Origin of the sequence: Sedimenticola thiotaurini (assembly GCF_001007875.1) — a bacterium.
Lineage (GTDB): Bacteria > Pseudomonadota > Gammaproteobacteria > Chromatiales > Chromatiaceae > Sedimenticola > Sedimenticola thiotaurini.
The window spans coordinates 573,855-598,762 of sequence record NZ_CP011412.1 but is presented as its reverse complement, the minus strand read 5'-3'; the positions used below and the strand labels follow the sequence as shown (position 1 = coordinate 598,762).

The following is a 24,908-nucleotide window of genomic DNA, read 5'->3' as shown; positions in this document are numbered from 1 at the left end:
TGCATCGGGAGCGTCTGCCGAATGGTTAAAGCCATGCCAAGAGAAAACAGGAGTGGTAAAGTTAACCCATGTATCTGCTGCTGATTGAAGACAATCCCGACCTGATAGAGAACCTGTGTGAGTTTCTCGAATCCCAGGGGCACATCGTGGATATCGCCTATAACGGGTTGAGTGGTCTCGGGTTCGCACTGGATAACAGTTATGACGTCATCATCCTCGACCTGACCCTGCCGGGCATGGACGGACTGGAGGTCTGCAGCCGGTTGCGTCGGGAGGGGCATGACACCCCGGTGCTGATGCTTACCGCCCGGGACACCCTGCAAGACAAGCTGGAGGGATTCGCCAGCGGCACCGATGATTATCTGGTCAAACCCTTTGCACTACCGGAACTCGCCGCCCGCCTCGGGGCACTCTCCCGACGCAGCCGCAGCGAAATGGCCCAACGCCGCCTGGAGGTTGAAGACCTGCGGTTCGATCCCGACACTTTGCGCGTGGAGCGCAATGGTCAGCGTATAGAGCTGGCCCCTATTCCGCTGAAAATACTCGCCCTGCTGATGCGCCGTTCACCAGGTGTGGTGCGCCGGATGGAGATCGAACGGGAGATATGGGGAGACGATCCACCGGACAGTGATACCCTGCGCGCCCATATGCACGCCCTGCGCGCGGCTATCGACCGCCATTTTGAACCGCCCCTGCTACACACCATTCGTGGCATGGGTTATCAGCTCTGTGGGCCCGATGGCCGGTAGCTGGACACTGCGCAACCGGGTGGCCATCACCCTGGCCCTGTTCGGCGCGGTGGTCAGCCTGGCACTGGCCACCACGATCTATTTCGCCTCCCACGATCTGGAAGCACACCTGATTGATGAGACCCTGACGGCGGAGCTGGATGACTACGTAGCCCGTCGTCAACGCAACCCCTTCTCCCTGCCGGAACACACCGCCACCATCCGGGCCTACGTGGTGGCGGCGGAAGGGGGCACCCGCCCGATTCCCGACGAGATCAGGACTCTGGCACCGGGATTCCACAATGTAAAAATAGACAGCACCGATTATCGCGCCGCTGTCAGAGAGGTAGAGGAACAGCGCTTTGTCGTACTCTACGACACCAGTGCACTACACCAGCGGGAGACCAGTTTCCTGATCCTGCTATCCGCCAGTGTGCTGGTGGTGACACTCATATCGGCACTGGCCGGACGTTGGCTGGCGGCGCTCATCATCGCGCCGGTAACCGAACTGGCGCGTCGGGTGGCACAACTGCACCCGGAAGATGAACCCACCACTCTGGCCCGGGAGTTCCCCTGGGTGGAGATTCACCAGCTGGCGGGCGACTTCGACACCTACCTGAAACGACTGCACGATTTCATTGAACGGGAACGGCTGTTTACCGGGGATGTCAGCCACGAACTGCGCACCCCGATTGCGGTGATCAATGGCGCCACCGAGCTGATGATGCTGGATACCACACTGGATGAGAAAAACAGGAATCGTGTGACCCGCATTTCCCGTGCAGCCACCGAGATGGGAGAGATATCCGCTGCTCTGCTGGCGCTCTCCCGGGAGCAGGGTGACTCCCATCGCCCATCTGTCGACGAGGATCTGCAGAGCGTGATCGAAGAGGTGATCGAGCGCTATCGCACCCTGTTCCGTCACAAACCGGTGGAGGTCATACTGGAGGTGGTGCACCCATCAGAGAGGCGGGTGGACCATGCCATCCTCTCCATGGTGGTGGGTAATCTGTTACGCAACGCCCTGAGCTTTACCGAACAGGGCGAGATACGGATCACCCTGGATAATGAGACGCTCTGCATCACCGATTCCGGTCCGGGACTGGAGCAGGCCAACCCGTCTGAACTGTTTAAACCCTACGTACGGAGTGATAAAAGCAGTGGAGCAGGGCTGGGGTTGTCGCTGGTATGGCGATTGTGTCAGCATGAAGGCTGGCATATCTCCCTGGAAAACCACCCGGATGGTGGTACCCGGGCACAGCTTAACCTGGCCCCCGCTGCCGGGTAATTAGACTGACAACCCACTCCTATACACTCCTTTAACATTTTCTATCCAATCCCTATACCAGCAAACCGATAAGGTTTGTCACGAGCAAATGCCGGGTAGTAATCCCCCTGCCCCTCCCACTTCGTGAGGGGCCTCTTGTTCCCACTTCACTCAATCGGCGCCCATAAGGAATCGGGCTGACTATCTGCCAGACCGATATCTTCCGGATCGCCGGAGAGGTGCTGTAGCGGATCAGGAACAGCGGTAGTGGAAGACGGGGGCAGAGCCTCCCGCCATCCCGTCAGACAGCAATTATGCAGCAGGATCAATCATGCAGTATCTTCATGCCCATCCCGATACACGCCTGCCCCACGGCTTGCGTTCCATCCCGGTCCGTTACGGGTTACTGGCTCTACTGATCATCCTGGCGGCGCTTGAACTGAGCACCGGTCAGTTCGTCCTGCTGCTACTGGCAGTGACGTTAGGCTTCTCTGTTCTCGACCGGGTAAACAGACTGAACCCTGCTACGCCAGCCATCCTGAAACCCGACCAGTCATTTGATGGTGGCTCATTCATTCTGGAAAAGAGATCCCCACCACCAACCAGAGGCATCAAGATCGTCTGCGATGGCGGCAGTTTTGAACGGGCGCACATGAAACAATGAAAACAGTATTCGGAAACTCCAACACCTTCGCTGGAACAGCAGGGCTGCCATCACTTCCGCAACGGCTGTTACTGCTGCTACCTTTCCTGCAGTGGTTACCCGGTGTTTCCCGCCGGACCCTGCAGCAGGATCTGATGGCGGGATTAACCGGTGCAGTGGTGGTGCTGCCGCAGGGTGTGGCCTTCGCCACCATCGCCGGGATGCCGCCCCAGTACGGTCTCTACACCGCCATGATCACGCCGATCATCGCGGCCCTGTTCGGCTCTTCAAGGCACCTGGTTTCCGGACCGACCACCGCTATTTCAATCGTGGTCTTCTCTTCCATCAGTCAACACGCCACTCCGGGCACACCCGAGTTTATTCAACTGGTACTCACCATGACTTTTCTGGCCGGCATATACCAGTTCGCGTTCGGTGTCGCGCGTCTGGGGGCGCTGGTCAACTTTGTCTCCCACACCGTGGTGGTGGCATTTACGGCGGCAGCCGCCATCCTGATCGCCACCAGCCAGATGAAACATGTACTGGGAGTGGAACTGGCCGGCGGCCACTCCTTTGCAGACACCTGGCTGCATCTGTTCCAGAACATAACCCAGACCAACGGCTATGTTCTGGCGATTGCCCTTGCCACCCTGACCGTGGCCCTGTTCAGCCGTCGTCTGTCCAGCAAAATGCCCCATCTGCTGCTGGGCCTGATTGTCGGTTCCCTGATCGCCCTGTTCCTGGGGGCCGAGTCCCACCAGGTTGCCCTGGTAGGTAAAATCCCGGCCCAGTTACCCCCTCTATCCACTCCCCAGTTCAGCATGGATACCATTCGCATGCTGGCCCCTCAGGCGTTCGCCGTGGCCCTGCTGGGCCTGATAGAGGCGGTATCCATCGCCCGCTCGGTGGCCACCCGCTCCAACCAGCGCATTGATGGCAACCAGGAGTTCATGGGCCAGGGCCTGTCCAACATTGTCGGCAGCTTTTTCTCCAGCTACGCCGGTTCCGGATCGTTCACCCGTTCCGGCATCAACTACGATTCAGGGGCCCAGACCCCCATGTCGGCCATTTTTGCAGCCATCATCCTGATGGCCATCGTGTTGCTCATTGCCCCCTTGACTGCCTACCTGCCGGTGGCTGCAATGGGGGGTGTCATCCTGTTGGTGGCCTATAACCTGGTGGATTTCCATCATATCCAGGCAATCTTCAAGACCAGCCGCTCGGAATCCGCCATTTTTCTGGTGACCTTCTTTTCCACCCTGTTCCTGGAGCTGGAGTTCGCCATCTATATCGGCGTGCTGCTGTCACTGGTTATTTTTCTGGCCAAGACCTCCAAGCCCAAAGTCACCTTGCTGGCACCGGATCAGACCCAGAAGAGCCGCACATTTACCGATATCGAGACCAAGCCGTTGCCGGAGTGCCGCCAACTGAAGGTGGTACGGGTGGATCGCTCCATCTATTTCGGATCAGTGAGCTATCTACAGCTTAAACTGCAGATGATCTCTGCCAGCTACGGAGTCAATCACATCCTGCTGATCGCCACCCGAATCAACTATATCGACATGGCGGGAGCGGAACTGCTGACTCAGGAGGCCAGACGACTCAAAGCAGCCGGTGGGGGACTGTATGTCTACGGTCTGAAAGATGAACTCTGGCAGTTTCTTGCTGAAGGGGGTTATCTGAAACAGATAGGCGCCCAATACTTTTTCGATAATAAGACCGACGCCATCAGCGCTATCTACCGCAAACTGAACCACCAGACCTGTCAGCAGTGCAGCCAGCCGGTGTTCCTGGAGTGCCAACGGAAACAGGAAACAGCTGCCTGAACTCCCGCCCCCGTCATCGAGCAGAATGACTCTGGATTTCTGCCGGTGCCGGTTTTCTGCACCAAATCGATCGATCTGCCTTAAAGTACTACTGCTGGCTGGTTCACCGATTTAATAGCTTTAACTCCCACGATTCATGTAGACTCTGGGCATCACTTGTCCGATTCTAATAACATAAACCAGACAGGTTTCTCTTATGCCAAATCCTATACGCAGGATCGGGGGGGCTCTATGGGCAATCTGCGCATCTCTCTCCATCAATGCCGTCCAGGCGCAGGATCTTACCATTGCGGCGGCAAATTCAACCTGTAATGCCATCAAAGCGGTCGGCCAACAGTATTCGCAAAACCACGCTGTAAATATCCGCTACATCTGTAAGTCATCAGGACTGTTGGCCAAGGGGATCCGGGGACGGGCTATTCGGGCTGACATCTATATCTCGGCCAACAGAGCGTGGATGGATTACATGATTAAAGCTGGTCTGGTGACTGCCGATAAGGTGGCCAGTCCCTGGGGCAATCGTCTGGTGGTCAGTGCGCCTGCCAACAGCCCTTTAAAATTTGACACCTGGAAGGATTTGATGTCAGACCCTGTCAAAACCATCTTTATCGGTGATCCGGGTACCGCCCCGTTCGGTCGCTATGCGAAACAGGCCATGCAGAAGAGCGGTATCTGGGAGCAGGTCAAACAGAAGATCACGACACAGAAACATATCACGCTGCTGGCCGACACATTGGCTGAATCAGGGGGGCACAGTGTAGGCATACTGTTCGCCACCAACCTGACCCCCCAACTGCGTATCCTGCACCCGGTCGATCCATCGCTGCACCCGGCAATCCGTTACTACATGGCACCGCTGGAAAATGAAACAGATATGTCTGGCGCCATGGCACTGGCTGACTACATAAACAGCGATGCTGCTAAAGCGGTATTCGAAACAGCGGGATTCGTTGTGGAGTCCCTATGAGCATGATTTAAGTATGATTGAGAGGCTGAGAAACTTTTCACTCTACCAGCAACTGATCATCCCGATGTTCAGTATCGGTCTCATCTCACTGCTCGGCACTGTCTATTTTTCCCACAACCTAAACGACTCCGTGACCGCCATCGATACGGTCTATATCGAAGATAATGACCGACTTCGGAACCTGGAGAACATAGAGAAACAGATCACCCGCTATCGCGCGCTCTGCCTGCGCCACCTGACGGCGGAAAGTTACCTCAGCATGCAACAGATCGGCCAGGAACTGGAGGATACCAGGCGGGTTCTTATCGACTTACTGCCCAATACCCTTGCCACCAGCCATTTGTCGGCTGCCGACGACGGGGCAGCCCGTTCATCGGCCCAGCAGCTGTCAACCATTCTTCGAAACTATTTTGAAGAGACCCGGAACGTTCTCAAGCTGAGTGCCGATTTTGAAAAAGAGGCGGCCTTTATCCAGCTCAGCAGTACGGAATCCGGCTACATCCCCTTTATCAAGGAGATCACCTCCCAGTTGATTCGCCAGGAGTTCGACGCGATAGCAGACTCCCGCCGCGCCCTGGTCTCGGGTGCAACCCACAACCTTTTCATTACCATAACCATCGGTATCCTGGGTGGGAGCCTGCTGCTGTTCATCGCCTTTGTGGTTATACGGGACGTAACTCAACGACTTTCTGAACTGCTGGTCTGGTCAAGAAAAATAGCCCTGGGTGACTACTCGGCCCCATTGACCCTGAATGCCGACGATGAGGTCGGCCAACTGACCCGCGCCATGCTGGAGATGGCGAAAAACGTCGCCGATGCCCATAACAAGCTTGAGATGTCGAAACGCAGCGCCGAATCGATCGCCGAAGCGCTGCAGATCTATGCCAATGCTTTCGAAAACAGCGGTGAAGCCATACTGATCACGGATAAGGACAACCGCATTATCAACGCCAATAGCGCCTTTACCCAACAAACCGGTTACGAGCTGTCGGAAGTTATGGGCAAGAACCCGAAGATGCTGGCGGGCGGCAGAACCAGTGAAGAGACCTATCTTGAAATGTGGAACGCCCTGCAACGGGACAGTTTCTGGCAGGGCGAGCTGTGGGACAGAAAAAAATCGGGGGAGATCTATCCCAAGTGGACCGCAATATCCGCTATCCACAACGACGACGGCGAGGTCATTTTCCACATAGCCAGCTTCTCTGACATTACCGACCGTAAGGCCGCAGAAGCCCGGATCGAACACCTGGCTCACTACGACATGCTGACCGGGCTGCTCAACCGCTTCAGCCTGGAGAGCCGGATGGAGCAGGCCATACTGGCAGCCAAACGGGATGAACAGCAGTTGGCGGTGCTGTTTATCGATCTGGACCGGTTTAAGTATATCAATGACTCCCTGGGACACCATGTGGGTGACCAGCTGTTGATCGAGGTTGCCGATCGACTGAAAGGCTGCATCCGGGAGAGTGACATCGTCGCCCGGATCGGTGGCGATGAGTTTGTCATCGTACTCACCGGGTTGAAGGAGATGATCTATGTACCGGCTCTGGCCAGGTATATCATTGAGCAGCTCTCTGAACCCTATACGGTCGATGACAATACTTTTAACAGCAGCCCGAGTATCGGCATCAGCATCTATCCCGATGATGGAAGCACTATTCAAGAGCTGTTGAAAAACAGTGATATCGCCATGTATCACGCAAAAGACCAGGGCCGAAAGAATTTCCAGTTTTTCACAAAGAGCCTGCTGATCGCTTCCGAGGAGCGGCTCCATTTCGAAAACCAGCTGCGCACAGCCCTGGAGCAGGAGCAATTTGAGCTCTATTACCAGGCCCAGGTGGATACGGAACAGAACCGTATCTGGGGTATGGAGGCGTTGATTCGCTGGAATCATCCGGATCGGGGTTTTATCGGACCTGACCGCTTTATCCCGATCGCCGAGGAGACCGATATTATCCATCCCCTGGGTGCATGGGTGATCCGAAAGGCGTGCCAACAACTGGCCCGATGGAAACAGGCCACCGACACACCACCCCAGGTCTCCGTCAACCTCTCAGCCAAACAGCTGCACTCCGCCGATCTGATCGATACGGTTCACGAAGCGATGGAAACCTATCAGATCATGGACGGGGAACTGGAACTGGAGATCACCGAGACAGCGGCCATGTCAGATCCTGAAGTGGCGATAAATCAGCTGAGCAGACTGAGCGAACTGGGGGTGAGTCTCGCCATTGATGATTTTGGCACCGGCTACTCATCCCTTGCCTACCTGAAGAAGCTCCCGATCAACACCCTGAAACTGGATAGAACCTTTGTCCGCGATATTGAGAATGATCGGAATGATGCCGAGATCTGCATGGCGACAATCGCCCTGGCACACAATCTGGGCCTGAAAGTGATCGCGGAAGGGGTGGAAACCCAACTTCAGCGCGATTTTCTGGCGGAACACAGTTGCGACTACCTGCAGGGTTACCTGTTCAGCCGGCCACTGCCACCGAACGAGGCGGAGTTGTTGTTGAGTCCCGACGGGGTGATCCCGGCCCGTGAATCCCACGCGGACACCCCGGCCTGAGTGGCTGCGGGGCGCAGCGCTATACGCCCTGCAACATCTGCGTCAGACCGGCAATCTCTTCACGGGCTTCATCCAGCATTCTGATACTGTTATCCGGTGTCAGTTCACCCACCGGCAGTTTACCGAAGGCCGGTAACTCCTGAAATGCCGGCGCCTCCTTGAACTGGGGCGTGCCGATCATGGAGTGGAGTCTGGCGATCAACACGATATCGCTCAGATCCGCTTTTTTGCCCCCCTCCCGCCACCAGTCTTTACGGCTTCGGGCCACCTCGATCAGCTCTTCGTCAAACTTCCACTGTTTAAGAATCAGCACACCCACCAGAGGCGCCAACTTGTCCACCGCATCCCGCCGTCTGTCGATATCGTCGAAGATATCCTTGCGCTCCCGAAGCCGGATCAGGATCGGTGGTAATCCAATATCCTGCAGCAGACCGGCGAGCATGGCTTTACTGGCATCAATACCCCTCACTCTGCCCGCCAGCACGTGACTGATCACAGCGACCGTGGTGGATTCACGATAGGCCTGCAGCAACACCTTGTTAATGACAGGGTCCGGGGAACGGAAAGATGAGCGGACAAAAAAAGTGGTCGCCAGACGGGATGCAGCGCTCAGACCGATTCTTCGCAATGCACTCTCCAGATCCTTGGGCGGTACCCGTGACAGGTAACCGGCACTGTTGGCTACCCGGAGAATAAAGGCTGACAGACCGGGGTCAGACTGCAACAGCTTGGCCGCAGCCGGGATATCGCAGTTGGACTGACCAAGCAGGGTCCGCAACCGAATCGTGGTCTCTGGAAGAGAGGGAAACAGCGACTGGTTAGATGCCAGACTGGCGTATATCTCCGAGTAAATTCCACCCGCTCCCACGGCAATCCTCCCTGCGACTTTATTCAAAGCGTGATCCTTCGCGGCTTCCGGCCATGGTAGTTGTGGATACAACCGCAAACACACCCGGTGAATTCTACTGCCTGGGCCGCCGGATCAACAACCCTTTATTGGCCGGAGGACTGGAGAAGTTTCTTCCACCATTGATCAGCCCCGGTCCCAACAGCAGCCCTCGTGCGGCGGACCTCAACCAGGCGCCAGAGCAGGTGGAGAGTTAAATCAGATGGGATTCAGAAATCCACCGTAGCGAAATGCGGATTCTCCTCAGCGGCCTCCATCTGCCGCACCTGATCCAGTACCACCAGCGCCTCCGCAGATCCGGTACTCAGCTTGAGACACTCCTCCCCGGCCTGGTTTCTTGCCGTATCCACAGCGATCCCCCTGAGTACTTCCCCCGAACGCAGGGTCAGGATAACTCCCATCCTGTAGAGGCAAGCGATCTCCACATAGTCGTGTTGGGCACAACTGATCATGGGGCCATATCCCCCGGCTCTTTTTCAAGTCGCCGGCTTATCCTGTTTCGGCACCCGTCCCAGTAGATAGAACTCATCGTTGGTTCGCGCGTTGGTGAGATTGACCATGCGGTTGGATAGCCCGAAGAAGGCGGAGATGGCACCGATATCCCAGATATCTTCATCGCTGAAACCGTGGCTGCGCAGCAGCTCGTAGTCCGCATCACTCACTGCATGGCCACACTGGGACACCTTGACGGCAAAATCGAGCATCGCCTTCTGACGGGGTGAGATATCCGCCTTGCGATAGTTCGCCGCGATCTGATCCGCGATCAGTGGATTCTTCTCCCGAATGCGCAGAATGGCGCCATGAGCCACCACACAGTAGATGCACTGGTTGGCGCTGGACGTGGCCACCACGATCATCTCCCGCTCACCTTTAGTGAGCCCGCTCTCCTTCTCCATCAGGGCATCATGGTACGCAAAGAAGGCACGAAACTCGTCCGGACGATGGGCCAGGACGAGAAAAATATTCGGAATAAAGCCCGATTTCTCCTGCACGCCCAGTATGGTGGCTTTGATATCCTCGGGCAGTGCGTTGATATCGGGTATGGGAAAACGGCTGATCGGCTTATCGGACATCTCTATCTCCTCTCTGAATTTTTGTAATCATGTCCCGTTATTGTTTTGTCCTGTGCGGGCGGGACTGCCCTGCAACGGATATCCTCTGTCAGAGGCTTGGCCCGGTCACTGGACTGGGCCGGAAAGTCAATCGGCGGCTATCAGGGCCCGGGCCACTTTCGAGGCCGGCTGCCGTTGCAGAAAGTCGCTGATAAAGCGGCCCGCCTCTACCAGCTTCGACATATCGACGCCGGTCTCTATACCCATTCCGTTGAGCATATAGAGCACATCTTCGGTGGCCACATTTCCCGAGGCACCCTTGGCGTAGGGGCACCCCCCCAGCCCGGAGACCGAGCTGTCAATGACGCTCACACCCCGCTGCAACACGGCAAACAGATTGGCCAGCGCCTGGCCATAGGTGTCATGGAAATGGGCCGCCAGTCTCTCCATCGGCACCCGTTCCGCCACTGCGTCGATCATCTGCTGCGCCTGGACCGGAGTGCCGACACCCACGGTATCGCCCAGGGAGATCTCATAGCAGCCCATCTCATACAGCCGCTGGGCCACTTCGGCGACCCGTTCGACGGCTATCGCCCCCTCGTAGGGGCATCCCAGCACGCAGGAGACATAACCCCGCACCCTGAGATTGTGTTGCCGGGCCTGCTCCATCACGTCGCCGTAACGGGTAATGCTCTCATCGATCGAACAGTTGATATTCTTCCGGGTAAAGCTCTCGGAAGCGGCTGCGAAGATGGCAATCTCCTCTACGCCAACCGCCAGCGCGCTCTCCAGGCCACGTAGATTGGGCACCAGCATGGGATAGCTGACACCCGGTTTCTGTTCAATGGACTGGTAGACTTCCGCGCTGGAGGCCATCTGGGGCACCCACTTGGGGGAGACAAAACTACCCGCCTCGATCACCGACAAACCGGCCTGTTCAAGTTTTTGAATCAACTCCAGTTTGATCTCCGCCGGCACCGAGGCGGACTCATTCTGCAGTCCGTCCCGGGGCCCCACTTCGACGATCTTTACCTGTTGGGGTAGTTGCATAGTTGCTCCTCTGCCGTGCCCTGTATGGGCCTGCTCAGCGACCCGGGGTTATCTGTCCGGTGATGACCTTTCGACTAACTGATTCTGCGGTCTTTACCTTTGAACACCATCCACTACTCGATCACCAGCAGTGGTTCGCCATCCTGCACCTGATCGCCAACGGCAAAACGCACCTCTTTCACCGTGCCGTCGGCCGGGGCGGTAATGGTGTGCTCCATCTTCATCGCCTCGACGATCATCACCGCATCACCCTGCTTCACCGCATCGCCCTCCTGCACGTGGATGGCGATAACATTACCGGTCATGGGTGCCACCAGGCTGCCGCCAGCCCCTTCACCTTCCAGCGCCTCCAGACGTGGGTCGGAGAGCAGCAGCTGCCAGGAGCGCCCCTGGTGCAGGATGGTCAGTTCCTGATCGTGCTTGATTACCGCCACCTTGAAACGACGTCCCGCCAGATCCGCCAGCAGATCACCATTCTCCAGCAATTCCCCGGACACCAGGCAGTCGCCGCCGGGCAGTTCCAGCAGGAAGCTGCCATCCCGGTAGTGCGCCACCACACTCCCCTGCTGTTCACCGCTCGCCCAGTGCAACTGGTGGAAACTGTCCTGGTTCATACGCCAGCCGGTGGCGCTGCCCCAGGGCGAGAAAGGATCATTGGATCGGGCCTGGCGTTGTAAAATATCGCGTTGCTCCACCAGCAGCTCATACAGGGCGGCGATGGCCAGGATATCGTCCGATACCGGCTCAGTAACCGGGAACAACTCCGCTTCGTGTTTATCAATGAACCCGGTATCCAGCTCGGCGTTGCCAAACGCAGGCAGGGCGCACAGGGTGGAGAGAAACTCCAGGTTGGTGGTTACACCCACGATTCGGTAATCTGCCAGGGCCGCACGCAGTTTGTGCAGGGCGCTGGCCCGGTCCTCGCCCCAGACAATCAGCTTGGCGATCATCGGGTCGTAATGGACACTCACTTCGTCACCCTGCTCCACACCGGTATCGACCCGCACGCAGGGACCGGTCTCGGGGGTCTGCAGATAACGCAGTGTGCCGGTGGCGGGGAGGAACTCCCGCGCCGGATTCTCGGCATAGACCCGGGCCTCGAAGGCGTGGCCGTTAATACGCAATTCGGACTGGGCCAAGGGCAAGGCCTCACCCGCCGCCACCTTGAGCTGCCACTCCACCAGATCCTGTCCGGAGATCATTTCGGTCACCGGGTGTTCCACCTGCAAGCGGGTATTCATCTCCATGAAGTAGAACTTGCCATCGCTGTCCAGCAGGAACTCCACGGTGCCGGCACCCACGTAGCCGATCGCCTTGGCGGCGTTGATGGCGGCCTCACCCATGGCGTCACGCAGTTCAGGGGTCATACCGGGCGCCGGCGCCTCCTCCAGCACCTTCTGGTGCCGTCGCTGTACCGAACAGTCCCGCTCAAACAGATGTACCGCGTTGCCCTGGGTATCGGCGAACACCTGCAGCTCCACGTGGCGGGGTGCCAGCAGGTAGCGCTCCAGCAGCACCTTGTCATCGCCGAACGAGGCGATCGCCTCCCGTTTGGCGGCATTCAGGCCGGTGAGAAAATCTCCCGCCTTCTCCACCACCCGCATACCCTTGCCACCACCGCCGGCGGTCGCCTTGATCAGCAACGGATAGCCCATGGCATCCGCCTCCTGTCTGAGGCGTTCGTCGCTCTGATCATCGCCGTGATAACCGGGCACCAGCGGCACACCGGCCTCACTCATGATGCGCTTCGCTTCGCTCTTGGAACCCATGGCGATGATGGCCGCTGCGGGTGGGCCGATAAACACGATACCCGCCGCCTGGCACGCCTCGGCAAACTCGGCATTTTCCGACAGGAAGCCGTAACCGGGATGTACCGCCTGAGCACCGGACGCCTTCGCCACCGCCAGAATCTTGTCCGCCCGCAGGTAGCTCTCCTTAGCGGCCGCCGGTCCGATCAGATAGGCCTCGTCACACAGGGTCACATGCATGGCATCCGCATCGGCCTCGGAGTAGACCGCCACGGTGGTGATGCCAAGACGGCGGGCGGTACGGGCAACCCGGCAGGCGATCTCGCCCCGGTTGGCGATCAATATCTTGTCAAACATCACTGCAGGTCCTCTGCTATCCAGGCCGGTTTACGTTTATTCAGAAAGGCACTCAGTCCCTCCTTGCCCTCGTCCGAAGCCCGGGTGGTGGTAATGCGTTTGGCGGTATCCTCGATCACCGCTGCGCTGGTGGGCTGACGGGCGACGGCAAAGATCAGGGACTTTGCTGCAGCCTGGGCGGCCGGACCACCTTTCAGTAACTCATCGACCAGGCTGTCAACCCGGGACTGCAGCTGTTCCTCCGGCACCACCGCATGCAGCAACCCCAGGCGCAACGCCTCGGCAGCGTCAAACCGCTCAGCGGTGAGGAAGTAACGCCGTGCGGCCCGCTCCCCCATGGCGGCGATCACATAGGGTGAGATAACTGCCGGAATCAGGCCCAGGCGCACTTCCGACAGGGAGAACTTCGCCCCGCTTGCCGCCACGGCCATATCACAGCAGGCCACCAGCCCGACGCCACCGCCAAACGTCGCCCCCTGCACCCGGGCAATCGTGGGCTTGCTGAGGCCATTCAACCGCTCCATCAACCTGGCCAGCATGCGGGCATCGGCCAGGTTTTCCGCCTCGCCGTAATCCGCCATGCGGCGCATCCAGTTCAGATCGGCACCGGCCGAGAAGCTTTTGCCCTCGGAGCCCAGCACCACCACCCGCACCCGGGAGTCGTTTTCAATCGACTCCAGGGCTTGCAGCATCCGCTCGATCAGCTGATCGTCGAATGCGTTATGAATCTCAGGACGATTGATGGTCAGTGTCGCCACACCGCGCCCATCCACCGCCACGATTACCGAGTTATCTGCCGTCATAGCATGGGCTCCCTGTTACATCCTGAAGATGCCGAACCGGGTCTTCTCCACCGGCGCATTGAGCGCAGCGGAAAGTCCCAGCCCCAGCACGGTACGGGTATCCGCCGGGTCGATGATGCCATCATCCCAGAGTCGGGCACTGGCATAGTAAGGATGACCCTGGCGTTCATACTGATCACGGATCGGCGCCTTGAACGCCTCCTCCTCTTCTGCCGACCAGTTCTCACCCCGGCCTTCCAACGCATCCCGCTTGATCTGCCCCAGCACATTGGCGGCCTGCTCTCCCCCCATCACCGAGACCCGGGCATTGGGCCACATCCAGAGGAAGCGGGAGCCGTAGGCACGACCACACATAGCGTAGTTACCGGCACCGAAACTGCCGCCCACAATCACCGTGAACTTAGGCACCTTGGCGCAGGCTACCGCTGTCACCATCTTGGCCCCGTCCTTGGCAATGCCACCGGCCTCGTACTTCTTGCCCACCATGAAACCGGTGATGTTCTGCAGGAACACCAGCGGAATACCGCGCTGGGCACAGAGCTCCACAAAGTGGGCACCCTTCTGGGCCGCCTCTGAGAAGAGAATGCCGTTGTTGGCGATGATCCCCACCGGGTACCCGTGAATGTGGGCAAAGCCGCAGATCAGGGTGGTACCGTAAAGTTTCTTGAACTCGTCCAGCTCGCTGCCATCCACCACCCGGGCGATCACCTCGCGGATGTCGTAGGGCTTGCGCAGATCGGTCGGCACGATGCCGTAGATATCCTCTTTCGGATAGAGCGGCTCCACCGGCTGGCGCAGGGCCACGCCCGGCTGTTTGTCCCGGTTCAGGGTACCGACCACCCGTCGCGCCAGCCCCAGGGCATGGGAGTCGTTCAAGGCATAGTGATCGGTGACACCGGAGACCCGGGAATGCACATCCGCACCACCCAGCTCTTCCGCCGTCACCACTTCACCGGTGGCGGCCTTTACCAGCGGTGGTCCACCCAGAAAGATGGTGCCCTGCTCCTTGACGATAATGCTCTCATCCGACATGGCCGGCACGTAGGCGCCACCCGCTGTGCAGGAGCCCATCACCACCGCGATCTGCGGGATGCCCTGGGCCGACATATTGGCCTGGTTATAGAAGATGCGCCCGAAGTGCTCCCGGTCCGGGAATACCTCGTCCTGACTCGGCAGGTTGGCACCGCCGGAATCCACCAGGTAGATACAGGGCAGATGGTTCTCCCGGGCAATCTCCTGGGCGCGGATATGCTTCTTCACCGTCATGGGGAAGTAGCTGCCGCCCTTCACCGTGGCATCGTTGGCCACGATCATGCACTCCTGGCCACAGACCCGACCGATACCGGTGATCACACCGGCAGCGGGAACCTCGTTGTTGTACATGCCGTAGGCGGCAAACTGAGACAGCTCCAGGAATGGTGAGCCGGTATCCAGCAGCACCCGGATACGCTCACGGGGCAGCAGTTTGCCCCGTTTCAGATGTTTCTCCCGGGCCCGATCGCCACCACCCCGGGCAATCTCATCCACCCGATCCCGCAGATCAGCCAGCAGCGCCTGCATGGCCGCCTGATTTTCCCGGTACTGTTCGCTCTTGCGATTGACACTGCTCTTGATGACCGACATTACCAGCCTCCTGTTGCTAACCAGCGGTCCACCTGTTCCAGTCGGTCGTTACCCCAGAACGGTTCGTCATCCACAAATATAAAGGGCGAGCCGAATACGCCACGGGCCACTGCCGCCTCGGTCTCCTGTTTCAGGCGCTCCTTAACTTCCGGGCGCTGTATTCCTTCCAGCAACTGCTGCCGATCGACCCCCAACGGCTCGGCCAGATCCGCCACCAGGTCTGCCGCCGTGCCATCGCGCCCCTCGGCAAAGGTCGCGTGGTAAACCGCCCGGGCCAGTTGCCGGGCGGTCTCGGGCTGGCTATCCACCAGCCAGTAAAAGGCCCGTGACGGCGCCAATGCCGCCTTGGGAAAGTTCTCCGGCAGTTGGAAGGCCACACCCTGTTCCCGGGCGCAACGCTCCATGTCATGTAACGAGTAGTCACCCAACAGGGGAATATCCACCAGCGGGCGGGCGCCGGTCAGGGCGAAAGTTGCCCCGACCAGGAACGGACGCCAGATCACCTCCCGACCATGCCGACTGGCTATTTCGTCAATCCGGGCACTGGCCAGGTAACCATAGGGCGAGTAGAAGTCGAAATAGAACTCCAGTGGCGCAGCAGCCATAGCCTACTCCTCGGCGATAGCGCGGGAGATCACGATGCGCTGTATATCGCTGGTGCCTTCATAGATCTGTGAAATACGTACATCCCGATAGATCCGCTCAACCGGGAAATCATTCAGATAGCCGTAACCACCGTGTACCTGGATGGCCGCGGAACAGACCTTTTCCGCCGTCTCGGAAGCAAACAGCTTGGCCATGCAGGCCTGCTTCAGGCAGGGTTCACCGGCGTCCCGCAGGACCGCCGCATTCATCACCATCAGGTGGGCCGCTTCCAGTTGTGTGGCCATGTCGGCCAACCGGAAACCCACCGCCTGGTGATTCATGATCGCGGTGCCGAAACTCTCCCGCTCCCGGGCATAATCGAGGGCTGCCTCGTAAGCGGCCCGGGCCATACCCACACTCTGGGCCGCGATACCGATGCGCCCGCTTTCAAGATTGCTCAGGGCAATCTTGTACCCTTCGCCCTCTTTGCCAATCAGGTGGTCCGCCGGAATCCGGCAGTCGTCGAAAAAGATCTGGGCCGTGTCTGACGCGTGCTGACCCATCTTGTGCTCGATATTGGCCACCTTGTAGCCCGGGTTGTCGGTGGGCACGGCAAAGGCACTGATGCCCCGCTTACCGGCGGCCGGATCGGTCACCGCAAAGACAATCGCAACCTGGGCATACTTGCCGGAGGTGATGAACTGCTTAGTGCCATTCAGCACATACTCATCGCCATCCCGCACCGCGCGCATCTTCAGGGCCGCCGCATCGGAGCCGGCCTGGGGCTCGGTGAGGCAGAAGCAACCCAGCATCTCACCGGAAGCGAGCGGCTTCAGGTAGGTCTCCTTGAGATAGTCACTGCCAAATTTCAGCAACGGTCCACAGACCACCGAGTTGTTCACGCTCAGAATGGTCGAGCAGGCGCCATCGCCGGCAGCAATCTCTTCGATCGCCAGGGCGAATGAAACATAGTCGGTACCGGCACCACCCCACTCTTCCGGGATAGTCATGCCAAACAGACCCAACGCCCCCAACTCCTTCAGCTCTTCGGCGGGGAAGATACTCTCCCGGTCCCACTCGGCGGCATTGGGCGCGAGGCGCTCCCGGGCAAAATCACGCGCCATATCGCGGATCATGCGCTGTTCTTCAGTGAGGATCATGCAGAAACTCCTGTGAGTTATTTTTTACTTTTCCAGCCATCGATTGATGGCGACGGCCGCTGAAACTGTTCCAGGGCGCCGGGTGGGCACAAAAACGTGCCCACCCTACGGCTCATCACCGTAGGACGGCGCCCCGTCGGCAGCGGTTAAACCCGCTCGATCGCCACCGCCGTCGCCTCACCGCCGCCGATGCAGAGCGAAGCGACACCCCGTTTCAGCCCCTTCTCTTCCAGTGCGGCCAACAGGGTGACGATGATACGCGCACCCGAGGCACCAATCGGATGACCCAGCGCGCAGGCGCCACCGTTCACGTTGACCTTCTCATGATCCAGCTCCATTTCGCGCATGGCTGCCATGGTCACTACGGCAAAGGCCTCGTTGATCTCCCACAGATCCACGTCATCGGTTTTCCACTCCAGGCGCTGCAACAGATTCTGCATGGCGTAGACCGGGGCGGTGGTGAACCAACGGGGTTCGCCGGCATAGCCGGCATGTCCGCGAATCACCGCCTTGGGCGAGAGACCGCGACGCTCCGCTTCTGAAGCGCGCATCAGCACCAGGGCTGCCGCACCATCGGAGATAGAACTGGAGTTGGCCGGGGTCACCGTGCCATCTTTGCGGAAAGCAGGACGCAGGCTAGGGATCTTCTCCGGACGGGCATTACCGGGTTGTTCGTCAGTCGCCACCTCGGTATCACCTTTACGGCTGGAAACGGTCACCGGCACAATCTCCCGCTCGAAGCGGCCTGCTTCGATTGCCGCATTGGCGCGACTGAGGGAGGCGATGGCAAATTCATCCTGCTGTTCACGGGTAAAATTAAAATGATCGGCACACTGCTCGGCAAAAGTCCCCATCAATGCGCCCCGATCAAAGTAGGCGTCTTCCAGCCCATCCAGGAACATGTGATCCATGGTCTTGCCGTGACCCAGACGGTAACCGCCACGGGCCTTCTCCAGCAGGTAGGGGGCGTTGGTCATGGACTCCATACCACCTGCCACCATGACCTCGTTGGTGCCGGCCTTGATCAGGTCGTGGGCCAGCATCACCGCCTTCATGCCGGAGCCACACACCTTACTGATGCCGGCGCAGGGTACGTTCAGTGGAATGCCGGCGCCGATCGCCGCCTGGCGGGTGGGCGCCTGGCCGATTCCGGCGGTCAGCACATTACCCATCAGTACCTCCTGTACATCCTCACTGCTGATACCGGCCCGTGACACGGCGGCGGCAATGGCCGCGGCGCCGAGCTGGGGCGCGGTCAGTGAAGAGAGGACGCCCTGAAAACCCCCCATCGGGGTGCGGGCAATATCGACAATGACAATTGGATCACTCATGGGATAACTCCGGTTTATACAAATAGACAACTGAATCTGTCACTAACCGGCCATTCGGGATGGCCGGGAAAAACTGATACACATGGGACGCTGCAAAGCGATCGACACGGTTCGCACCAATGAACCCGTTGTGGCGGGTTTGATACTGCCGGGGAGCAGGGCCGGTTCCCGCGCTTCGGGGTTAACCGACCTGACCTGACGCCCCACTCCTGCCCCGACCGGTTAACGGGTCTCGTTGAACAACTCGCGACCGATCAGCATACGACGGATCTCCGATGTACCGGCACCGATCTCATAGAGCTTTGCGTCCCGCAGCAGACGTCCGGTGGGATATTCGTTGATATAACCATTGCCGCCCAGGGTCTGAATCGCTTCCAGTGCCATCCAGGTCGCCTTCTCGGCACAATAGAGTATGGCGCCGGCGGCGTCTTTACGGGTGGTCTCGCCACGATCACACGCCTTACCCACAGCATAGACGTAGGCCCGGCAGGCATTCATGGTGGTATACATATCAGCCATTTTGCCCTGCATCAGTTCAAATTCACCGATGGGGCGGCCAAACTGCTGCCGTTCGTGGATATAGGGCACCACCACGTCCATGCAGGCCCGCATGATACCGAGGGGACCACCGGAGAGTACGGCGCGTTCGTAGTCAAGTCCGCTCATCAGTACCCTGACACCCTGGTTCAGTTCCCCGAGGATATTCTCTTCCGGCACCTCCACATCCTCGAACACCAGCTCACCGGTGTTGGAGCCGCGCATGCCGAGTTTGTCCAGTTTCTGGGCGCTCTTGACGCCAAACTCCCGTTCGATAATGAAAGCGGTAATACCCTTCGGGCCGGCGGCGGGATCGGTCTTGGCATAGACCACCATGACGTGGGCATCGGGACCGTTGGTGATCCACATCTTGTTACCGTTGAGAATGTAACGATCACCCTTCTTCTCGGCCTTGAGTCGCATACCCACCACGTCGGATCCCGCATTCGGTTCAGACATGGCCAGGGCACCGATATGGTCGCCCGAAATCAGTTTTGGCAGGTATTTCTCTTTCTGCGCCTGGGTGCCGTTGCGCTTGATCTGGTTAACGCAGAGATTGGAGTGGGCGCCATAGCTCAGTCCAATGGAAGCGGAAGCGCGGCTGATCTCCTCCATTGCCACAATATGGGCCAGGTAGCCCATTTCACTGCCGCCGAACTCTTCGGCAACGGTGATACCCAACAGCCCCATATCGCCCAGCTTTTTCCATAGATGGTTCGGGAATTCATTCTTCTCGTCGGTTTCTGCCGCGATGGGTGCGATTTCGGCAGCAGAAAACTCCCGTACCGAGTCACGCAGCATTTCCACGGTCTCACCCAGATCAAAATTCAGTGAAGGCAGGTGGATCATTCAGATTTCTCCTTATCAGGTGCTGTTGCCAGCAGGCAGCCTTTTAAAAAATAGGCAGAGCAGGTGTGGTCGGCAAGCCTGAAACAGTACACAGGTACCCACCAGGGCAGATCAATCTGGTAATTATTATCCGTAACCGGGATCTGCCGGAAATCAACAACCGACACAGAACATATATTACGTTTACGTTAACGTCAACCTTGATCTGCAACCGCAACTACCATCCATATTTGCGCTAGTAATAAAGGGGGGCGGGAAATACTTTCCGACATCCGGATCCCGCGGACCCATCACAGCAGTCGGCATCCTCTACACAACTGACCGACAGAGTCCCCGCTGCAAACACCCCCACCCGGTTTGTCCTGTCCGGAGTCCAGACCGGCAGAGCTGACAGGAGTATCGCAATCCTGCTCCATCACCCAAGCATAATCGATCACCCATATTGCCACCGGGTATTTACGGAGATATTTAATTAGGGAGTGGGGACCGATTATGTGGAAACAGTGACGGGGTCTGCGTCGATGCGTCTCAGGGAGCCTCGCCCTGCAATTCACTCAGCACATTCAGCGCACGCTTTTCGACGCTCGCCATCTCGTGAAGCACCGCCTCGATATCCTGCCGCTGCTGCTCAAGCATGGCGCGACGGGCTTTAATTTTGTCCAGTAAAAAATTTAACTGCCCCACTTCCCCTGGAGAGGTGTCATAGAGGTCAAACAACTCTTTTACCTCGGAAAGGGCAAATCCGAGTCGCTTACCACGCAATACCAGTTTCAGACGTACCCTGTCCCGTTCCCGATAAACACGGCGACGCCCTTTCCGGCTTGGGGCTATCAGACCCTGATCCTCATAAAAACGGATCGCCCTTGGGGTGACATCGAACTCTTTAGCCAGTTCGGAGATGCTATAACTGATGCCGCTCATGGTCTCTAAATCGTCTGCCGGTTCGTCGTGTAGATTATCCATTTATTCTGTTCCACCCCTCTCGAATAGTAGTTTTTATTATTCAGTACGTCCCACCGGACGCCATTTATAATGGTTAAAGTTGCCACACAAAAATCGACTACATTTTGCTTCACCGGATGCCATACTCAACGGTGACGACGCTGAACGGTAAAACCTGTCACTTACTTGTTATAACCTACGTTAACGTTAACGTCACTATTCTTTGCATTTTCAACATGCTCCGCTGTCCGATGCCAACCCCGCCGGCAAGCGCACAGGATATTATTGACGTTTACGTTAACGTAAGGTAGTTTTAGTCTCAATACGCTACTGATAGAGCGTTTCAAAAAGCGCTAACTTTACCATCAGTGAGTTGATATTTCTATTATTTACAGTAAGTTAAAGAATCACACTGGAGACATCATGTCTAACGCCCCACAGACAAGCAATGTGGTCAACATTGCCCCGCAACAGAACAAGATTCGCTTCGTAACAGCCGCCAGTCTGTTCGATGGCCATGACGCCTCTATCAACATCATGCGGCGCATCCTCCAGGCACAGGGCGCGGAGGTGATCCATCTGGGGCACAACCGCTCAGTAGCTGAAATCGTCAATGCCGCCCTGCAGGAGGATGTCCAGGGTATCGCCATCAGCTCCTACCAGGGCGGCCACGTGGAGTATCTGAAGTACATGGTGGACATGCTGAAAGAGCATGGCGGCGAGGAGATCAGGGTCTTTGCCGGCGGCGGTGGCGTGATCGTACCGGAAGAGATCAAGGAGCTGCACGATTACGGCGTGACCCGCATCTTCTCCCCCGAAGATGGCCAGCATATGGGGCTGCAGGGCATGATTCAGTTCGCCATGGAGCAGAGTGACTTTGACCCTGGACAGTTTGCACCGGACAGTCTCGATCCGGTGCTCAAGGGCGACCTGAGGGCACTGGCCCAGATCATCACACGCCTGGAAAACAGTACCGAAACCAGCAAGTTGCCGGACCAGATAGATGACGCCCTGCAGGGGATCAAGAAACAGATCCCGGTACTGGGTATCACCGGCACCGGCGGTTCCGGCAAGTCATCCCTGACCGACGAGTTGATCCGCCGCTTCCGGCTGGGCCAGCAGGATCAGCTGAAGATCGCCATCATCGCGGTGGATCCGACCCGGCGGAAAACCGGTGGCGCCCTGCTTGGCGACCGCATCCGCATGAATGCCATTGAACATCCGAATATCTTCTTCCGTTCGGTTGCCACCCGGGATGCCAGCGGAGAAGTGCCCAACTATGTGGCGGATATCGTCAAGGCCTGCAAACTGGCCGGATTTGATTTCATCATTGTGGAGACCCCGGGTATCGGCCAGGGTAATGCCGGTATCGTCCCCCTGGTGGACGCCTCGCTCTACGTGATGACCCCGGAGTTCGGTGCCCAGAGCCAGCTGGAAAAGATCGACATGCTGGACTTCGCCGACTTCATTGCCATTAACAAGTTTGACCGCAAGGGAGCCGAGGACGCCTTCCGGGATGTGCGTAAGCAGGTACAGCGCAATCGCGAGTCATTCTCCACGCCGGTGGAGGAGATGCCGGTATACGGCACCATTGCAGCCCGTTTCAACGATGAAGGGGTCACAGCCCTCTATCACGGTCTGCGGGACAAGCTGGCGGAATTGGGTATGGGCGTCAGTGAAGACGCCCTCCCCCGCAGCAGCGAAAAATGCTCCACCGGCAAGCAGGTCATCGTTCCGCCTCAGCGGGCGCGCTACCTGGCGGAGATCGCCGAGACGGTACGGGATTACAAAAAGACCGTGGCAACCCAGTCCCGCATTGCCCGGGAGCGTCAGCAGCTGACCGAAACCAAACGCATGCTGAGTGAAGCCGGCACCGAAGTGGCGGATCTGGACGGGCTGATCGCCAAGCGTGACCAGGCGCTGGATCAGAGGGCTAAAAAACTGCTGGAGATCTGGCCACAGGTTAAGGAGAGTTACGCCGGTGATGAATATGTGGTGAAGATCCGTGACAAGGAGATCCGCACCCAGATCACCCGCACGACCCTCTCCGGCACCAAGATCCCCAAGGTGGTGCTGCCCAAGTTTGAGGACCATGGCGAGCTGCTCAAGTGGCTGCTGCTGGAGAACGTCCCGGGTACATTCCCCTACACCGCTGGCGTGTTCGCCTTCAAGCGCGAGGGCGAGGATCCAACCCGGATGTTCGCCGGTGAAGGGGACGCCTTCCGGACTAACCGACGCTTTAAGAAGTTGTCGGAACACTCTGATGCAAAAAGACTTTCAACCGCCTTTGACTCGGTCACTCTGTACGGCTGTGACCCGGATGAACGGCCAGACATCTACGGCAAGATCGGTAACTCCGGCGTATCCATCGCCACCCTGGATGACATGAAGGCGCTCTATGACGGTTTCGATCTCTGCAACCCGAGCACCTCGGTTTCCATGACCGTCAACGGCCCTGCACCGATGATCCTGGCCATGTTCCTGAACACCGCTATCGACCAGCAGATTGAAAAGTTCGAGAGCGACAACGGCCGCCAGCCCACTGACGAAGAGATCGAGAAGATTCGCGCCTGGGCCCTCTCCAATGTGCGGGGCACGGTACAGGCGGATATCCTGAAAGAGGACCAGGGCCAGAACACCTGCATCTTCTCCACCGAGTTCGCCCTCAAGCTGATGGGCGACATCCAGGAGTATTTCGTCCACAACCAGGTGCGCAACTTCTACTCGGTCTCCATCTCCGGCTATCACATCGCCGAAGCAGGGGCCAACCCGATCTCCCAGCTCGCCTTCACCCTGGCCAACGGCTTCACCTACGTGGAAACCTACCTGGCCCGGGGAATGGACATCGACGAATTTGCCCCGAACCTGTCGTTCTTCTTCAGTAACGGCATGGACCCGGAGTACACCGTGATGGGCCGGGTGGCCCGGCGCATCTGGGCGACCGCCATGCGCTTCAAGTATGGCGCCAATGAACGCAGCCAGAAACTGAAGTATCATATTCAGACCTCCGGTCGCTCCCTGCATGCCCAGGAGATGGATTTCAACGATATCCGTACCACCCTGCAGGCGCTGATCGCCATCTATGACAACTGCAACAGCCTGCACACCAACGCCTATGACGAGGCGATCACCACGCCAACTGAAGAGTCGGTACGCCGTGCACTGGCCATCCAGCTGATCATCAATAACGAGTGGGGCCTGACCAAAAACGAGAACCCGAACCAGGGCGCCTTTATCATCGAGGAGCTGACCGAACTGGTTGAAGAGGCGGTTCTCAGTGAGTTCGAGCGCATCTCCGAGCGTGGCGGTGTACTGGGCGCTATGGAGACCGGTTACCAGCGCGGCAAGATTCAGGACGAATCGCTCTACTACGAGCACAAAAAGCACGACGGCTCCCTGCCCATCATCGGGGTCAACACCTTCCTGAACCCGAAGGGCAATCAGGAGACGACCATCGAACTGGCCCGCTCAACCGAGGCGGAAAAGCAGAGTCAGATCACCCGACTGAAAGAGTTCCATCAACGCCACGCTGATACTGCCGATGAAGCACTGGAGCGGATTCGTACAGCCGCCATCAACAACCAGAACATCTTTGTCGAGCTGATGAACGCCGTGCGCAGTTGCTCACTGGGGCAGATCTCCAACGCCCTCTACGAAGTGGGCGGTCAGTACCGCCGTAACATGTAAACCAGATCAGGGGCGGCTACCGCCCCTTTTTTTGATAACAAGCATTAATAAGTTTTGTTATCTTATTGTTTTTTTAAATTATATTAATCAGGTGATTATTGTAATGAACTGGCCGAACCAGGACATCTGACAGGGCCGCAAAAGATCGCCTGATGGATAACCACCGAACCTGGCCCGGCGTTCCCGGAGCGCTAAACCAGGTGCCCGGCGGGCTGATAACCCATCCCGGAAAAGCGTAATACGGCGACTCAGTAACAGCTTTTGCTGTAAATAC

At 58.0% G+C, this 24,908-nt stretch carries 19 protein-coding genes; 7 read left to right on the top strand and 12 right to left on the bottom strand.

What is annotated here, in order from left to right; genetic code table 11:
• The first annotated feature begins 68 nt into the window (after positions 1–68).
• The 6 genes from AAY24_RS02610 to AAY24_RS02585 all read left to right on the top strand — a co-directional run bounded on the left by AAY24_RS02610 (position 69) and on the right by AAY24_RS02585 (position 8,003).
• Complete coding sequence (locus tag AAY24_RS02610) at positions 69–749, top strand: response regulator transcription factor (RefSeq protein WP_046858360.1); 681 nt, start codon at positions 69–71, stop codon at positions 747–749.
• Positions 739–2,016: a sensor histidine kinase gene (locus AAY24_RS02605; protein WP_046858359.1), complete on the top strand. Its 1,278-nt coding sequence runs from the start codon at positions 739–741 to the stop codon at positions 2,014–2,016. Before AAY24_RS02610 ends, AAY24_RS02605 begins: the two co-directional genes overlap by 11 nt.
• Positions 2,017–2,326: 310 nt before the next feature.
• Positions 2,327–2,659 (top strand): hypothetical protein, encoded by a 333-nt coding sequence (locus AAY24_RS02600; RefSeq protein ID WP_046858358.1) that lies wholly within the window; start codon positions 2,327–2,329, stop codon positions 2,657–2,659.
• Positions 2,656–4,464 (top strand): SulP family inorganic anion transporter, encoded by a 1,809-nt coding sequence (locus AAY24_RS02595; RefSeq protein WP_082116999.1) that lies wholly within the window; start codon positions 2,656–2,658, stop codon positions 4,462–4,464. Before AAY24_RS02600 ends, AAY24_RS02595 begins: the two co-directional genes overlap by 4 nt.
• Positions 4,465–4,660: 196 nt before the next feature.
• Positions 4,661–5,431: a molybdate ABC transporter substrate-binding protein gene (gene modA, locus AAY24_RS02590; RefSeq protein WP_046858357.1), complete on the top strand. Its 771-nt coding sequence runs from the start codon at positions 4,661–4,663 to the stop codon at positions 5,429–5,431.
• A 13-nt stretch (positions 5,432–5,444) separates the two neighbouring features.
• Positions 5,445–8,003, top strand: a complete 2,559-nt coding sequence (locus tag AAY24_RS02585; protein WP_052761011.1) for an EAL domain-containing protein — start codon at positions 5,445–5,447, stop codon at positions 8,001–8,003.
• A gap of 19 nt (positions 8,004–8,022) precedes the next feature.
• Here AAY24_RS02585 and AAY24_RS02580 read toward each other — a convergent pair whose 3' ends face one another.
• The 12 genes from AAY24_RS02580 to AAY24_RS02520 form a co-directional block, all read right to left on the bottom strand.
• Positions 8,023–8,898: an HDOD domain-containing protein gene (locus AAY24_RS02580; RefSeq protein ID WP_199930471.1), complete on the bottom strand. Its 876-nt coding sequence runs from the start codon at positions 8,896–8,898 to the stop codon at positions 8,023–8,025.
• Positions 8,899–9,119: 221 nt separating this feature from the next.
• Complete coding sequence (locus tag AAY24_RS02570) at positions 9,120–9,362, bottom strand: Rho-binding antiterminator (protein WP_046858354.1); 243 nt, start codon at positions 9,360–9,362, stop codon at positions 9,120–9,122.
• A 24-nt stretch (positions 9,363–9,386) separates the two neighbouring features.
• Complete coding sequence (locus tag AAY24_RS02565; protein WP_046858353.1) at positions 9,387–9,983, bottom strand: peroxidase-related enzyme; 597 nt, start codon at positions 9,981–9,983, stop codon at positions 9,387–9,389.
• 126 nt (positions 9,984–10,109) lie between these two features.
• On the bottom strand, positions 10,110–11,012 hold the full coding sequence (locus AAY24_RS02560) for a hydroxymethylglutaryl-CoA lyase (RefSeq protein ID WP_046858352.1): 903 nt from the start codon (positions 11,010–11,012) through the stop codon (positions 10,110–10,112).
• Between the two features lie 113 nt (positions 11,013–11,125).
• Complete coding sequence (locus AAY24_RS02555) at positions 11,126–13,117, bottom strand: acetyl/propionyl/methylcrotonyl-CoA carboxylase subunit alpha (protein ID WP_046858351.1); 1,992 nt, start codon at positions 13,115–13,117, stop codon at positions 11,126–11,128.
• On the bottom strand, positions 13,117–13,920 hold the full coding sequence (locus tag AAY24_RS02550; RefSeq protein ID WP_046858350.1) for an enoyl-CoA hydratase/isomerase family protein: 804 nt from the start codon (positions 13,918–13,920) through the stop codon (positions 13,117–13,119). Before AAY24_RS02550 ends, AAY24_RS02555 begins: the two co-directional genes overlap by 1 nt.
• Positions 13,921–13,935: 15 nt before the next feature.
• Positions 13,936–15,543, bottom strand: coding sequence for a carboxyl transferase domain-containing protein (locus tag AAY24_RS02545; RefSeq protein ID WP_046858349.1), 1,608 nt, complete (start codon positions 15,541–15,543; stop codon positions 13,936–13,938).
• Positions 15,543–16,148 carry a 2-hydroxychromene-2-carboxylate isomerase gene (locus AAY24_RS02540; RefSeq protein WP_046858348.1) on the bottom strand — a complete coding sequence of 202 codons (606 nt, stop codon included), beginning with the start codon at positions 16,146–16,148 and terminating at the stop codon, positions 15,543–15,545. Before AAY24_RS02540 ends, AAY24_RS02545 begins: the two co-directional genes overlap by 1 nt.
• Positions 16,149–16,151: 3 nt before the next feature.
• Positions 16,152–17,288, bottom strand: a complete 1,137-nt coding sequence (locus AAY24_RS02535; RefSeq protein ID WP_046858347.1) for an acyl-CoA dehydrogenase — start codon at positions 17,286–17,288, stop codon at positions 16,152–16,154.
• Positions 17,289–17,434: 146 nt separating this feature from the next.
• Positions 17,435–18,619 carry an acetyl-CoA C-acyltransferase gene (locus tag AAY24_RS02530; protein ID WP_046858346.1) on the bottom strand — a complete coding sequence of 395 codons (1,185 nt, stop codon included), beginning with the start codon at positions 18,617–18,619 and terminating at the stop codon, positions 17,435–17,437.
• Between the two features lie 222 nt (positions 18,620–18,841).
• Positions 18,842–20,005 carry an isovaleryl-CoA dehydrogenase gene (locus tag AAY24_RS02525; RefSeq protein WP_046858345.1) on the bottom strand — a complete coding sequence of 388 codons (1,164 nt, stop codon included), beginning with the start codon at positions 20,003–20,005 and terminating at the stop codon, positions 18,842–18,844.
• Between the two features lie 528 nt (positions 20,006–20,533).
• Complete coding sequence (locus AAY24_RS02520) at positions 20,534–20,968, bottom strand: MerR family transcriptional regulator (protein WP_046858344.1); 435 nt, start codon at positions 20,966–20,968, stop codon at positions 20,534–20,536.
• A gap of 402 nt (positions 20,969–21,370) precedes the next feature.
• On the opposite strand from AAY24_RS02520, the gene icmF reads away from it, so the two are divergent.
• Positions 21,371–24,634 carry a fused isobutyryl-CoA mutase/GTPase IcmF gene (gene icmF / locus AAY24_RS02515; RefSeq protein WP_046858343.1) on the top strand — a complete coding sequence of 1,088 codons (3,264 nt, stop codon included), beginning with the start codon at positions 21,371–21,373 and terminating at the stop codon, positions 24,632–24,634.
• The last annotated feature ends 274 nt before the right edge of the window (positions 24,635–24,908 follow it).

What these genes read in the sequence shown, in the direction of transcription:
- AAY24_RS02560 (WP_046858352.1), bottom strand. Translation starts at nt 11,012, where the DNA reads ATGCAACTACCCCAACAGGTAAAGATCGTCGAAGTGGGGCCCCGGGAC.
- AAY24_RS02545 (WP_046858349.1), bottom strand. Translation starts at nt 15,543, where the DNA reads ATGTCGGTCATCAAGAGCAGTGTCAATCGCAAGAGCGAACAGTACCGG.
- icmF (WP_046858343.1), top strand. Translation starts at nt 21,371, where the DNA reads ATGTCTAACGCCCCACAGACAAGCAATGTGGTCAACATTGCCCCGCAA.
- AAY24_RS02585 (WP_052761011.1), top strand. Translation starts at nt 5,445, where the DNA reads ATGATTGAGAGGCTGAGAAACTTTTCACTCTACCAGCAACTGATCATC.
- AAY24_RS02525 (WP_046858345.1), bottom strand. Translation starts at nt 20,005, where the DNA reads ATGATCCACCTGCCTTCACTGAATTTTGATCTGGGTGAGACCGTGGAA.
- AAY24_RS02610 (WP_046858360.1), top strand. Translation starts at nt 69, where the DNA reads ATGTATCTGCTGCTGATTGAAGACAATCCCGACCTGATAGAGAACCTG.
- AAY24_RS02520 (WP_046858344.1), bottom strand. Translation starts at nt 20,968, where the DNA reads ATGGATAATCTACACGACGAACCGGCAGACGATTTAGAGACCATGAGC.
- AAY24_RS02555 (WP_046858351.1), bottom strand. Translation starts at nt 13,117, where the DNA reads ATGTTTGACAAGATATTGATCGCCAACCGGGGCGAGATCGCCTGCCGG.
- AAY24_RS02530 (WP_046858346.1), bottom strand. Translation starts at nt 18,619, where the DNA reads ATGAGTGATCCAATTGTCATTGTCGATATTGCCCGCACCCCGATGGGG.
- AAY24_RS02540 (WP_046858348.1), bottom strand. Translation starts at nt 16,148, where the DNA reads ATGGCTGCTGCGCCACTGGAGTTCTATTTCGACTTCTACTCGCCCTAT.
- AAY24_RS02595 (WP_082116999.1), top strand. Translation starts at nt 2,656, where the DNA reads ATGAAAACAGTATTCGGAAACTCCAACACCTTCGCTGGAACAGCAGGG.
- AAY24_RS02565 (WP_046858353.1), bottom strand. Translation starts at nt 9,983, where the DNA reads ATGTCCGATAAGCCGATCAGCCGTTTTCCCATACCCGATATCAACGCA.
- AAY24_RS02570 (WP_046858354.1), bottom strand. Translation starts at nt 9,362, where the DNA reads ATGATCAGTTGTGCCCAACACGACTATGTGGAGATCGCTTGCCTCTAC.
- AAY24_RS02550 (WP_046858350.1), bottom strand. Translation starts at nt 13,920, where the DNA reads ATGACGGCAGATAACTCGGTAATCGTGGCGGTGGATGGGCGCGGTGTG.
- modA (WP_046858357.1), top strand. Translation starts at nt 4,661, where the DNA reads ATGCCAAATCCTATACGCAGGATCGGGGGGGCTCTATGGGCAATCTGC.
- AAY24_RS02600 (WP_046858358.1), top strand. Translation starts at nt 2,327, where the DNA reads ATGCAGTATCTTCATGCCCATCCCGATACACGCCTGCCCCACGGCTTG.
- AAY24_RS02605 (WP_046858359.1), top strand. Translation starts at nt 739, where the DNA reads ATGGCCGGTAGCTGGACACTGCGCAACCGGGTGGCCATCACCCTGGCC.
- AAY24_RS02535 (WP_046858347.1), bottom strand. Translation starts at nt 17,288, where the DNA reads ATGATCCTCACTGAAGAACAGCGCATGATCCGCGATATGGCGCGTGAT.